Source organism: Vreelandella malpeensis, from assembly GCF_020622355.1.
Classification (GTDB): domain Bacteria; phylum Pseudomonadota; class Gammaproteobacteria; order Pseudomonadales; family Halomonadaceae; genus Vreelandella; species Vreelandella malpeensis.
This window is the reverse complement of record NZ_WHVL01000004.1, coordinates 351,758-364,048: the sequence shown is the minus strand read 5'-3', so window position 1 is coordinate 364,048 and position 12,291 is coordinate 351,758. Positions and strand designations below refer to the sequence as shown.

General features: G+C 67.2%; 9 protein-coding genes. 2 read left to right on the top strand and 7 right to left on the bottom strand.

Annotation, left to right across the window (positions count from 1 at the left end; all coding sequences use genetic code 11):
* The first annotated feature begins 580 nt into the window (after positions 1-580).
* Entirely contained in the window at positions 581-3,763 is a 3,183-nt protein-coding gene (gene rne, locus GEV37_RS11655) for a ribonuclease E (protein WP_227390423.1), read from the top strand.
* A 57-nt stretch (positions 3,764-3,820) separates the two neighbouring features.
* Here the strand turns inward: rne and murB are convergent, their stop codons facing one another.
* From murB to GEV37_RS11625, 6 genes are read right to left on the bottom strand one after another with little or no spacing between them, the layout of a single operon-like run.
* Positions 3,821-4,813, bottom strand: coding sequence for a UDP-N-acetylmuramate dehydrogenase (gene murB, locus GEV37_RS11650; RefSeq protein ID WP_227390456.1), 993 nt, complete (start codon positions 4,811-4,813; stop codon positions 3,821-3,823).
* Between the two features lie 8 nt (positions 4,814-4,821).
* Positions 4,822-5,622 carry a 3-deoxy-manno-octulosonate cytidylyltransferase gene (kdsB, locus tag GEV37_RS11645; protein ID WP_227390422.1) on the bottom strand — a complete coding sequence of 267 codons (801 nt, stop codon included), beginning with the start codon at positions 5,620-5,622 and terminating at the stop codon, positions 4,822-4,824.
* A complete protein-coding gene (locus GEV37_RS11640) occupies positions 5,622-5,831 on the bottom strand; it encodes a Trm112 family protein (protein ID WP_227390421.1) in 210 nt (69 codons plus the stop codon). The genes kdsB and GEV37_RS11640 overlap by 1 nt, the downstream gene beginning before the upstream one ends.
* On the bottom strand, positions 5,824-6,870 hold the full coding sequence (gene lpxK / locus GEV37_RS11635; protein WP_227390420.1) for a tetraacyldisaccharide 4'-kinase: 1,047 nt from the start codon (positions 6,868-6,870) through the stop codon (positions 5,824-5,826). The genes GEV37_RS11640 and lpxK overlap by 8 nt, the downstream gene beginning before the upstream one ends.
* Positions 6,867-8,603: a lipid A export permease/ATP-binding protein MsbA gene (gene msbA / locus GEV37_RS11630; protein WP_227390419.1), complete on the bottom strand. Its 1,737-nt coding sequence runs from the start codon at positions 8,601-8,603 to the stop codon at positions 6,867-6,869. The genes lpxK and msbA overlap by 4 nt, the downstream gene beginning before the upstream one ends.
* 53 nt (positions 8,604-8,656) lie before the next feature.
* On the bottom strand, positions 8,657-10,927 hold the full coding sequence (locus tag GEV37_RS11625) for a DNA internalization-related competence protein ComEC/Rec2 (protein WP_227390418.1): 2,271 nt from the start codon (positions 10,925-10,927) through the stop codon (positions 8,657-8,659).
* Positions 10,928-11,018: 91 nt separating this feature from the next.
* Here GEV37_RS11625 and GEV37_RS11620 point away from each other — a divergent pair, with 91 nt between their 5' ends.
* The gene (locus tag GEV37_RS11620; RefSeq protein WP_227390417.1) at positions 11,019-11,570 is read left to right on the top strand and encodes a DUF2062 domain-containing protein; all 552 of its coding nucleotides are present in this window, start codon (positions 11,019-11,021) and stop codon (positions 11,568-11,570) included.
* Between the two features lie 4 nt (positions 11,571-11,574).
* Here GEV37_RS11620 and GEV37_RS11615 read toward each other — a convergent pair whose 3' ends face one another.
* Positions 11,575-12,288 (bottom strand): ABC transporter ATP-binding protein, encoded by a 714-nt coding sequence (locus tag GEV37_RS11615; RefSeq protein WP_227390416.1) that lies wholly within the window; start codon positions 12,286-12,288, stop codon positions 11,575-11,577.
* Between the last annotated feature and the right edge of the window lie 3 nt (positions 12,289-12,291).

The window sequence follows — 12,291 nt, the reverse complement described above, 5'->3', positions numbered from 1 at the left end:
CCAGTGAGCTCATCGGCATGGCGTGATCCGCTGTCGGAACGACCCGACGACCCCGTGATGATCACGCCGAAGGGGAACCCCGCACATCGTTGCCCGCCATGCCCAAGCGCCTGCACGACCGACACGCAGGCCCGAGCGAAGGTCCAATGGAATAGTGTACGCATTACCCATTACCGAAAGGTTCTAGAAGAACACTCCTTTTGCCCCGACGGGCGGAAGGATCCGTGACGTTGCCGACTCGGCCGCCACGAAAAAAAGATGACACGACATGCCTCGAGCCTGGTCCTGCGCGTCACGCAGGGCGTACGCTCGAGACACAAGATCAACGCGGTGCCGATACCGGCGCCGACGAATCGAAGAATGCCAGGTGTAGGCGGTGTCAGCAGGGCCGGATGGACGTGACAGCCACCGAAACATGTCCTGCCTCCGCCACGTACTCAACGCCCACCGACCGCGCGGGCCCTCATGCCCCCGGTTCAACGCGTCAGCATAGCCATGCGCCGAGCACAAGCACGCAGCAAAAGCGATTCGTCGACGCCCCGCCAGACGGTGAATCGGTGCACATGCTTTGCGAGACACCATGAAGAGAATGCTCATCAACGCGACCCAGCCCGAAGAGCTGCGGGTCGCGCTCGTCGACGGACAGCGCCTTTACGATCTGGACATCGAATCCGGCGCCCGGGAACAGAAGAAAGCCAATATCTACCGCGGCAAGATCACCCGCGTCGAGCCCTCGCTCGAGGCCGCCTTCGTCGATTTCGGCGCCGAGCGCCACGGCTTCTTGCCGCTCAAGGAGATCTCGCGGGAGTACTTCGTCAAGGACGTCTCCGGGCGGCCCAGCATCAAGGAAGTCCTGAAGGAAGGGCAGGAAGTCATCGTCCAGGTAGATAAAGAGGAGCGCGGCAACAAGGGCGCGGCGCTAACCACCTTCATCAGCCTGGCCGGGCGTTTCCTGGTCCTCATGCCCAACAATCCGCGTGCCGGGGGCATCTCGCGGCGCATCGAAGGTGACGATCGCAGCCAGCTCAAGGACGCGATGTCACAGATGACCGTGCCGGACAAGATGGGCCTGATCGTGCGTACCGCCGGCATCGGGCGTAGCGCCGAAGAGCTGCAGTGGGATCTGGACTACCTCGCCCAGGTGTGGGAGTCGATCACCGCCGAGGCCACCAAGCGCCCTGCCCCTTTCCTGGTCTACCGTGAATCCAACGTCATCATCCGCGCCATGCGCGACTACCTGCGCCAGGACATCGGCGAGGTGCTGATCGACAATCCCGAGATCCACGCCGAGGCACTGGGCTTCATCCGTCAGGTGATGCCATCGTACCAGCAGAAGATCAAGCTCTACACCGACGAAGTACCGCTGTTCTCGCGCTTCCAGATCGAATCCCAGATCGAGACCGCCTACCAGCGCGAAGTGAAGCTGCCCTCCGGCGGCTCGATCGTCATCGACCACACCGAGGCGCTGGTGTCGATCGACATCAACTCGGCGCGCGCCACCCGCGGCAGCGACATCGAGGAGACCGCGCTTCAGACCAACTCCGAAGCCGCCGACGAGATCGCGCGCCAGCTGCGCCTGCGTGATATCGGCGGCCTCGTGGTCATCGACTTCATCGACATGGGCCCAGCGCGCAACCAGCGCGAAGTCGAAAACCGCATGCGCGACGCGCTCAAGCTCGACCGCGCCCGCGTGCAGATCGGGCGCATCTCGCGCTTCGGCCTGATGGAGATGTCGCGCCAGCGCCTGCGGCCGTCGCTCGGTGAAACCAGCGGCGTGGTCTGCCCGCGCTGCAACGGTCAGGGCACCATTCGCGACGTGCGCTCGCTGTCGCTGTCGATCATGCGCCTGATCGAGGAAGAGGCGATGAAGGAGCGCAGCGCCCAGATCCGCGCGATCCTGCCGGTGCCCGTCGCCACCTACCTGCTCAACGAGAAGCGCAGCGTGCTCGCGGACATCGAATCGCGCCAGGACGTGCGCGTGGTGCTGCTGCCCAATCCGGACATGCACACTCCGCACTACGACGTGCAGCGCCTGCGTACCGACCATCTCGACGAGGACGAAAGCCACACGCTCTCGAGCTACGAGCTCTCCACCGAGACCGATATCGGCAAGGAGCCGGACCCGAGCTTCGCACCGCCCGCGCAGCGCGCCGAGGCAGCGGTGAAGACCGTCGCCCACAACGCCCCCGCGCCGGCTTCACTGCAGACCGAGACGCCGCCCCCGGCCAAGAGCGCCCCGGCGGAAGTCCCGGAAACCGGCGTTCTCGGGCGCTTGATTCGTGGCTTCAGCAAGCTGCTGGGAAGCGACGAGACCAGCGAAACCAGAAGCCAGCCCGCCACCACCGAAGGTCGCCGTGCCGAGAGCGCCCGCCCGGCGCGCGACACGCGTCGCGAGTCCGCGACGAGCCGTGGCGATGCGCCCTCCTCGCGCCCGGCAAAGAGCCAGGACGAGGGTGACAAGCGCAGCACCCCGAGCCGCACGCGCAATCGCCGTCGCAGCGGTGCCGCCAGCGACCAGAAAGCGACGGATAACGCCGCCAAGCCCACTCGCCAGAGCGAACGCCCGGCGCCCCAGGAGGCACCGGCGGACAACCGCCGCTCGGAAAGCCGGCGCGAAAAACCGCGCGACGCCAAGAAGAGCGATGCCAAAGGCGAGCAGAACCGCAGCGCGGCTCAGTCGCAGCCCGAGGCCAGACAGGAAGTCCGCCAGGAGCCCAAGCAGGAAGCTCGTCAAGAGCCGAAGCAGGAGACCCGCCAGGACACGCCGAAGGATGACGGCAAGCCCAAGCGCACTCGTAACAACCCGCGCAGCCGCTCGCGCAAGCAGGCCGTCAATCCCAAGGCCGAAGCCGAGCAGCTCGCCCTGCAGGCAGAAGCCGCCCAGGCTCCGGCACAAAGCAAGCCAGAAGCGCCGGTAAGCGACAAGGCCGATACTGCCTCATTGGCTGACAAGCCGCAGCCGTCGATCGAACCGGTGGAGCAAAGCGCGCCGCGCGAACCGTCGATCAACCAGGCCAGTACTCCCGTCACCGAACCCGTGCAGGAAAACGTCGCACAGGACGAGCAGCGCATCGCTGTGCCAGCGGACTCCAAACCGAGCGACGCCGCCAGCGCCCAGGAGCCGCCCAAGGCAGAGCGTCCCAAAGACTCGCCGGTAAAAGAAGAGCCGCAGAAAGACGAGCCGGTGCATGAAGAGCTGCCGCAAACGCCCAGCGATGCCGCGAAAGCGCCAGTGACTCCGGTCGAGAACGACACGACCGATCCGGTCGCTCAAAAGGCACAAGCACCGCAGGCCGAGCAGCCGATCGAACCGACCAATGTAGAGGAGCCATCCGCCCTGTCCAGCTCGGTGTTGGTCGAAGAGAGCGCACCGCGCGCCGACGCCGTCGAACCCGCAGCCGACGTCGAGAAAGCGCAGGATGACACCGCCGAACCCGCGCCGAAGCCCGAGATGGTCGCTGCCGAGGTAGACGAAACGCCCACGCCAGTGAAAACCACTGAGCAGCGCGTCGAGCCGGCTTCAGAAGCCGCCGCACCGGCAACGCCGGTAGAGCCCGAAGTGTCGGTCGCCGCCAAGCCTGGCCAAGCCGGACCCGAGAGCAGCATCGACGCTCAGGGTGACGTTGAGCCCAAGGCGCCGGTCGAAAGCGACGCACCGGCTCAAGAGGCGTTCAGCGCCGCGCCGGCCAAGCGTCGTCGCCGCCGGGCGCACAACGACCCGCGCGAGAAGCGCCGTCAGCAGGAGAGCGGTGGCCAGGAGTAAGCCACCCTCACGAAAAACCCCGCCTCGAGCGGGGTTTTTTTATGTCTGGATGACGCGCTAGAGCAGGCGCGGCTCCGGCTCGAGGGTCACGCCGAAGCGCTCCTCGACGGCCTCGATGATGTGCCGCGCAAAGGCCAGAAGCCCCTCGCGGGTTCCACCGCCAAAATGTACCAGCACCAACGCCTGGCGCTCGTGCACACCGAAGGCGCCCTGCCGTTCGCCTTTCAGGCCGCACTGGTCGATCAGCCAGCCGGCGGCCAGCTTGTCGCCTCCCTGAGATTGGGGAAAGCGCGGCATGCCGGGATAACGGGCGGCCAGCCGGTCGGCGAGCTCGCGGGCAACGATCGGGTTCTTGAAGAAGCTGCCGGCATTGGCGAGCGTGGCCGGGTCCGGCAGCTTCTCGCGGCGAATGGCGCACACCGCCCGAGCGACGTCGAGCGGCGTGGGGTCGGCCGACACTCGCGCCGCCAGATCACCGTAGCCAAGCCTTGGAGTCGCATGACGGGCAAGCCTCAGCGCCAGCTGCGTGATGACCACCCGCCCCGCCTGCGCGCGCTTGAACACGCTGTCGCGATAGCCGAAGGCGCACTCGGCGATATCCAGCCAGCGCACGCGCCCGGTATCCAAGGCCATCACCTGCACGCCTTCGATCACGTCAGAAAGCTCGACGCCGTAGGCGCCGATGTTCTGCACCGGGGCCGCGCCGCAGGCGCCGGGAATCAGCGCCAGGTTCTCGAGCCCCCACCAGCCGCGTTCGGCCAGCGTCATGACCAGCGATTGCCAGTTCACCCCGGCGCCGACGTAGGCCGTGGCACGCTCGCCGTCGCGCTCGATCCACCACTGCGTCAAGGCGGGCACCACCGCCGCGCCAGGCAGACGCTCCGGCAGCAGCACGTTGCTGCCGCCGCCGAGCAGCGTGATCGAAAGCCCGCGCGTGCGACATTCAGCGATCACCTCCCGCAGCGCTGAAAGCGTGGTGGGCCGTGCCGCGAAGTCGGCGATGCAGGGAAGCTTCAGGGTGTTGGCGCGGGAGAGATCCGCCTTGGCCATCAAGTCCGTCACATCGTTTCTCGCGCTGGATACTCAAGGCGTGCGATGAGCGAGCGCACCTTGGCCAGGTCTTCCGGCGTATCCACCCCGGCGGGGTTGGGCTCGCAGGCCAGCGCTACCTGGATGGCGTGGCCGTGCTGCAGCGCTCTGAGCTGCTCGAGCTGTTCGAGCTGCTCGAGCTGCGACGGTGCCATCTCTTGAAAGGCGTTCAGAAAGCTCGCCCGGTAGGCGTAGATGCCGATATGCCTGAGCCAGGCATCGGTCTCCAACAGCGTCGGGCGCCGGGCGAAGGCGTCGCGATCCCAGGGAATCGGTGCGCGGGAGAAGTAGAGCGCGCGTCCGGAGTGCGCTCGGGCCACCTTGACCGCATTGGGGTTGAAGAGCGTCTCGACGTCGACGATGGGCTCGGCGAGCGTGGCCATGGCGGCCCCCGGGTCCGCGGCAAGGCACGCGGCGACCTGGTCGATCAGCGCCGGCGGAATTAAGGGCTCGTCGCCCTGAACGTTGACCACTAGGGCGTCGTCGCCAAGCGCCAGGTGCGTGGCCACCTCGGCCAGGCGATCGGTGCCGGAGGGGTGCTCGGGGCGAGTCATCACCACCTCGGCGCCGTAGGGTGTCAGCGCCTCGCGGATACGGACGTCGTCGGTGGCGACCACCACGCGGCTGGCCCGCGAGAGCCCGGCGCGCCGCCAGACGTGAGCCACCATCGGCTCGCCGGCGATGTCGAGAAGCGGCTTGCCGGGCAGGCGCGAGGAGTTCATCCGCGCGGGGATGACGGCGACGAAATCGAGATTTTCCTCGGCGGCCATCACGCGTCTCCCGTGCGTCCCGGCGAGGGCTTGAGCTTCTCGTCGGCGCTCAGCACGCGCGCCTCTTCCGGCAGCATCACCGGTATCCCCTCCCGGATGGGAAACGCCAGGCCATCGTAGTGGCAGGCCAGTTCCCGGGCCTCTCTGTCGTACTCCAGCTGGCCGTTGCAGAGCGGGCAGACCAGCATTGCCAAGAGTTCCTTATCCATGAGCGCCTTCCTCGTCATTGTCAGCACGTGTGGGTGTATCGTTGATTATTTCCAGGGTCTTGAACAGCCAGGCCTCGAAGCCGGCAGGCAGCGCGGCTTCGATCTCCAGCGCCCAGCTGTCGGCGGGCGCGAGGTTCTTGCACTTGATCGCATCCTTGGCGGTCATCACCACCGGCCGGGGCGGCGTGAACGCAAGTGTGGTCGCATCGAAAACGTGATGGTCGGTGAGCGGGTGGCGCTCGCCCGTCACCCCGAGGGCCTCGAGGGTCTCGAAAAAGCGCGCCGGATGGCCGATACCCGCCACCGCGTGCACGGGCGGGGCAAAGGGAAGCGGCGCCAGCGGCGCGGCCTCGCCACTCGCCACCCGGCGCCAGCGTACCGGCACTAGCGTCATTGACTGGGTCGCGACCGGCAACGGCGTCGCCTGCACGCCGGTGACGATCACCGCATCCGCCTCGCTAAGCCTGCCGGCGGGCTCGCGCAGCGGCCCCGCCGGCAGGCAGCGTCGGTTGCCGAGCCCTCGGGCCCCATCCACCACCACAATTTCGATATCGCGGCCCAATGCCAGATGCTGCAGACCGTCGTCACTGACAATGATATCGCACCCTTGCTCCACGAGCGCCCGGGCGCCGCGCGGTCGATTCGGGTCGGCCACCACTGCGACACCGGTCTGGCGAAACAGCATCGCGGGCTCGTCGCCGCACTCGGCGGGGTCGGTATTCGCGCTCACCCGGAGCGGGTGGTTCTTCGCCCGGCCGCCGTAGCCCCTTGTCACGATGCCCGGGGTCCAGCCGTTGTCCACCAGCCGGCGCACCAGCCACGCCACTAGCGGCGACTTGCCGGTGCCGCCCAGGGTGATGTTGCCGACCACGATGACCGGCACCGGCAGGCGCGCGACCGCTTTTCGACCCGTGGCGTAGGCGCGCGCTCGTCGCGCCATCAGTATTCGGTAGAGCGCCCCCAGCGGGTAGAGCGGTACCAGCCAGAAGGCTCCGCCCGGGCGGTATACGGCGTCGAGCCAGCGGCTCGCCAGACTCACGCCGGCTCCTGGAACTGCATCTTGTGAAGCGCGGCATAGGCGCCGTCGCGTTCGAGCAGCGCCTGGTGAGTGCCGGACTCGACGATGCGCCCTTGCTCCATCACCAGGATGCGATCGGCGCGCTCGATGGTCGAGAGCCGGTGGGCGATCACCAGGGTCGTGCGCCCCTTGCAGACGTACTCGAGGGCCTTCTGGATATAGCGCTCGGATTCGGAGTCGAGCGCCGAGGTCGCTTCGTCGAAGATCAGGATCGGCGCCTGCTTGTAGATGGCCCGGGCGATCGCCAGGCGCTGGCGCTGGCCGCCGGAAAGCGTCAGACCGTTCTCCCCTACTAGCGTATCGAAGCCCTGGGCTAGCTTGTCGATGAACTCGCTGGCGTAAGCGGCATCGGCGGCCTCCTTGACCCGGGCCAGATCCGGGACCGAGTCGCCGTAGGCGATATTGGCGGCGATGGTGGTATTGAACAGCGTCACCTGTTGGGAAACGATGGCAATCTGCCGGCGCAGCGCGCCGAGTTCGTATTCGTCGCTATCGACGCCGTCGATCAGCAAGCGCCCTTCCGAGGGTCGATAGAAGCGCGGCAACAGCCCGACCAGCGTCGACTTGCCGGCGCCGGAGCGCCCGACGATGGCGATCATCTCGCCGGGGGCGACGTGCAGGTCGATACCGTGCAGCACGTTCGGATGCTCCTCGCCGTAGCGAAAGCCGATGTTCTCGAAGCGCACGTCGCCTTCGAGCGTCTCGGGCGCCAGGGTGCCCTCGTCCGTTTCACGTGGCAGGTCCACCACGGCGAAGAGTTCCGCGGCGGCGGCCAGGCCCTTCTGGATATCGCCGTTGATTTCGGTGAGCTGACGCACCGGCTTGATCATCAGCGCCGCGGCGGTGATGAAGGCGACGAATTCGCCCGGAGTCATGTTGGCCATGAAGGCCGGTGCCATGGCGAGCCATACCAGAAGCGCCATGGAGATCGCCACCAGCATCAGGATGACCGGCGAGCTGACCGCGCGCGTCATCGCCTGCTTCATGCTCTGGCGACGATTCTCTTCGCTGGCGCGCTCGAAGCGCTTCTTCTCGAAGCCTTCGGCGCCATGGGTGCGCACCACCCGGTAGCCGGTCAGCGCTTCAGAGGCAACGTGGGTCACATCACCCACGGAGTTCTGGATGCGCTTGGAGATCTTGCGAAAACGCTTGCTGACGTAGCTGACCACGACGGCGATCACCGGTGTGACGCCCAGAAACAGTAGCGTGAGCATCCAGTTGGTCCACAGCAGATAGAGGATCAGCCCGATCACGAACAGTCCCTCGCGCAGGATCACCGTCACGGCATTGGTGGCCGCCCCGGCCACCTGCTCGACGTGGTAGGTCACTCGTGACACCAGATGCCCGCTCGAGTGCTGGTCGAAAAAGCGCCCCGGCAGGTGCAGCATGTGGTCGAACACGTCGCAGCGCAGGGTATGGATCACGTAGCGGCCCACGTAAGCCATGTAGTAGGTGCTCAAGAAGGTGCCCACCCCGCGGGCGGCGAACATCAGCACCACGAACAGCGGCAGGAAGAAGCGAAACGCCGCGTCGGGGTTCTGGATACCGTCGATCAGCCGCTTCATCATCTCGGCCAGCGCCGTACTGGAGGCGGCATAGATCAGAAAACCGATGATCGCCAGCGCGAACATGCGCCAGTGCGGCTTGACGTAACTCAACAGACGTTTGTAGATCACCCAACTGGAATCGGTCACACGCGCTCCTGGACGTAGTGTGCAATGCGCCGGATTCTACCCTAAGGCGCGCCTTATCGACACCGCCTGCGCCCTCCTCCCGGCGCGCGTTGAGGTGAAACCTCGAGATCCTCGCCGGCGCGCAGCACGAAGGTCAGCGCGCCGTCGTGGGCGGTGTTCCACAGGCAGCTACCCACGGCGCGAAAACGGCGTACCACCGCGTCCGTCGGGTGGCCGAAAGCGTTGCCTCGCCCGGCGCTGAAGACCACGTGCCTGGGCTCGGTCGCGCGCACGAACTGGATACCGGAACTCGTGTTGCTGCCATGGTGCCCCGCGACCAGCACGTCGACCCTCCCCTCGAGCGCGCCGAGAAAGCGCCGCTCGCTGTCGCTGCCCGCGTCGCCGGTGATCAGCAGGCGATGCTCCCCGATACGTACCTCAAGCACGCAGGAGCGTTCGTTGGGCGACAGCGCGTTCAGCCCCGGCAGCGGCCAGAGCACGCGGTAATCGATACCATCCTCGCGCCACTCGACGCCTTGAGCGCAGTGGCGATGCTCCACCGCCAGCGTCTCGCCCCGCGGGGCCAGCCACTGCGCCACCTGGTGCTCTCGCCGCAGCGCCGCTACGCCGCCGGCGTGATCACTATCGGCGTGACTCACCAGCACCCGATCGAAGTGCCGACCCGGCGCCCAGAGCGACTCGAGCGGCATGAAGCCGCTTCTGAAACGCGGGCCGGTATCGTAGAGCATGCGCCGGCGGGCGCTTTCGAGCTCCACGAGCTGGCCCTGCCCGACGTCATGGACCGTGACGCGCAGCGCCGCGGGCGGCAGCGCTTCAGGAACGTGGGCGAACGGCAGAAACCCCGCCACCGCCAGGGAAATCGCTCGCAGCCAGCCGGGCACGAAGGCGAGCCCGAAGCAGAGCGCGACCAGAAGCCACGCCGCAGCCAGCGGGTAGCGCAGCGCCGCCGATGGCTGCCAGAGCGGCGCGAGCGCAAGCGTCGCATCGAGCAGCCACCGAAAGAGGCCGAGCGACTGCCCGAACCCCCACCAGAGGGCGTCGCCGACACCGGGCAGCGCCGCGCCCAGCCAACCCAGCAGCGCCAGCGGGACCATTACGAGGCTGACGAAGGGTACCGCCAGCAGGTTGACCAGCGGGGCACCAGGCGCGACGCGACCGAAGGCGATCAACACCGCTGCGGCCATCAGCGGTGCCAGCAGCAGTTGAGTACGCACCAGCGCGTACCCCCAGCCCTTGATACCGACAGGCCGCGTGCGCCCCTGCCAGATGACGATCAGCCAGGCCACCGCCACGAAGGAGAGCCACAGCCCAGGCCGCCAGGCGGCCAACGGGTCGAGTGCCACCACGATCACCAGCGCCAGCCACCACGCTTGCCAGGGCCCCGGCGCGTGGCGCCCGCCGAGCACCCATAGCCCGAGCAGCGTCATCACCATGGCGCGCAGTGCCGGTGGCCCCATGCCTGCCAGCAGCGCGTAGCCGATACACGCAGCGCCCGCCGCCCACCAGGGCCAGGCGCGCAGCCGCCAGCTCAAGGGAGTGACGAGCCGTGCGATGAGTCGGCAGGCCAGCAGCACGAAGGAGGCGACCAGCCCCACGTGAAGCCCGGAAATCACCACCAGGTGGGTGGTGCCGGTAGCGTTGAGCAGCGCCCAGTCCTCTTGCGTCAGCTGGCTGCTGTCGCCCAGCGACAGCGCCGCCAGCCAGCGCTTCGTGCGCGGCTCAAGCGGCGCACGATCGAGGCGCTCGAGCGCCAGTGTGCGCAGCGTAGGGCGCGCGGCCTCGAGTCGCCGGGGCGACGGCGTCGCACGCACGTAGCCGGTGGCGTGAATACCCTCGCGCCAGAGCCAGGCGGCGTAATCGAAACTCGACGGGTTGGCGAAGCCATGAGGAGCGCGCAGGCGAAGGGTCAACTGCCAGCGCTCACCCGCGGCGTAGGGGTGATCCTGGTAAGCGCTGACCCGCACCCGGCCAAGCGCGTCGCACCTTGGCAGGTTCGCGCCGGCCCGGCAGCGCTGGATAGCGAGCGTCAAACGAGTGATGTCAGCCTCGCGCTCGGCAGTGAGCACCCGCACCTGCACCTGCAGATCCTCGCCCGCCAGGCCTGCCGGAAGCTGGCGCTGCCACTGGTGGTGAACGGCGACGAACACCCAGCTACCGACGGCCAGCCAGACGATCGCCCGTGGCGAGCGGCTGACGATCAGCAGCATGATCAATGCCAGCGCGCCGACCCACGGGCCCAGCCGCCCTTCGTCTCCGCTTTGCCAGGCCAGCAGCGCCGCGCCCAAGGCGGCCAGGGCCGCTGGAATGACCATCCCTCGCTGCATCGTTCCTCCGCCTTCGCCGTTAAACGCTTGGCGTAGCCGAAGCGCTGCGCGATGTGGATAATAGGGCGCACTATTTTCAAGAGTACCCCACATGCCGCGTCGTTTCCTGCAGCGCTACATGCCCAGGCCCGACACCTTGAGGCGCCAGCGCTCGCTGCGCTTCATGGCGCCGCTGATCGCCGACCCCGGACTCTGGCTTCTGACGCGCAAAAGCGTGGCCAACGCCTTTAGCGTCGGGCTGTTCTGCGCGATGCTGCCGATTCCGCTGCAGATGATGGTGGCCGCCCTCGGCGCGCGGGTGTTTCGCTGCAACCTGGCGCTATCGGTGAGTCTTGTGTGGATTACCAACCCGCTGACCATGCCGGTGATCTTTTACTTCAACTATCGGGTGGGAACCTATCTGATGGGCGCGCCGGTGCGCGAGGCCCCGTCGCGGATCTCGACCCGCTGGCTGGCCGAGCAGATGCACGACATCGTGCCGCCACTGTTTCTAGGATCAGTGGTGGCAGCGATCATCGTCGCGGTGCTGGCCAATATCGCCATCCGCCTGATCTGGCGCTGGCATGTCTCTCACAACTGGAAACGCCGCCGGCAGAAGCGCCGGCAGCGGCGGGCACGCATCGAATCGGAATTCGACGACTAGCCGCTTAGGCGGGCGCCCTTTCCTGCTCGAGGAGCTTGCCGGCGTCGAGTCGCAACACGCGGTCCTGATGGGCGGCAAGGGCCGGGTCGTGGGTGACGATGACAAAGGCGCAGGCGCTTTCGCTGGCCAGCTCATCCATCAGGGTGAGGATGGTGCCGGCGGTGGCCTGGTCCAGGTTACCGGTGGGCTCATCCATCAGCACGAGACTCGGATCGGTGACCAAGGCGCGTGCGATCGCCACGCGTTGGCGCTCGCCGCCGGAAAGCTCGCCGGGCTTGTGGTCCGCGCGGGCCTTCATGCCGACCCGCTCCAGAATCCCCATGGCGCGCTTCTCGGCCTCCTTCTTGCGCTGGCCGCGAATGATCAACGGCAACGCCGCGTTCTCCAGCGCACTGAACTCGGCCAGCAGGTGGTGGAACTGGTAGACGAAGCCGATGTAGCGGTTGCGAAAATGGCCCAGCCGGGTTTCGTTGAGCCCAGCCAGAGACTCCCCGGCGATGACGACACTGCCATCGCTGGGACGGTCGAGCCCGCCGAGCAGGTTCAAGAGCGTCGTCTTGCCAGAGCCGGAGCTTCCAACGATGGCCACGCGTTCGCCTGCGCGCACCTCGAGGGTCAGCCGGTCGAGCACGGTGAGGTCCTGCGGGCCTTCGCTGTAGACGCGGGTGAGTCCCTGGCAGGAGAGCATCACCGGGGCATCGGAAATCGTCGAATTCATGAG

Excerpts from the sequence above, each read along its gene's own strand:
- rne (WP_227390423.1), top strand. The coding sequence starts at position 581 with ATGAAGAGAATGCTCATCAACGCGACCCAGCCCGAAGAGCTGCGGGTC.
- murB (WP_227390456.1), bottom strand. The coding sequence starts at position 4,813 with ATGGCCAAGGCGGATCTCTCCCGCGCCAACACCCTGAAGCTTCCCTGC.
- kdsB (WP_227390422.1), bottom strand. The coding sequence starts at position 5,622 with ATGGCCGCCGAGGAAAATCTCGATTTCGTCGCCGTCATCCCCGCGCGG.
- GEV37_RS11640 (WP_227390421.1), bottom strand. The coding sequence starts at position 5,831 with ATGGATAAGGAACTCTTGGCAATGCTGGTCTGCCCGCTCTGCAACGGC.
- GEV37_RS11625 (WP_227390418.1), bottom strand. The coding sequence starts at position 10,927 with ATGCAGCGAGGGATGGTCATTCCAGCGGCCCTGGCCGCCTTGGGCGCG.
- GEV37_RS11620 (WP_227390417.1), top strand. The coding sequence starts at position 11,019 with ATGCCGCGTCGTTTCCTGCAGCGCTACATGCCCAGGCCCGACACCTTG.
- GEV37_RS11615 (WP_227390416.1), bottom strand. The coding sequence starts at position 12,288 with ATGAATTCGACGATTTCCGATGCCCCGGTGATGCTCTCCTGCCAGGGA.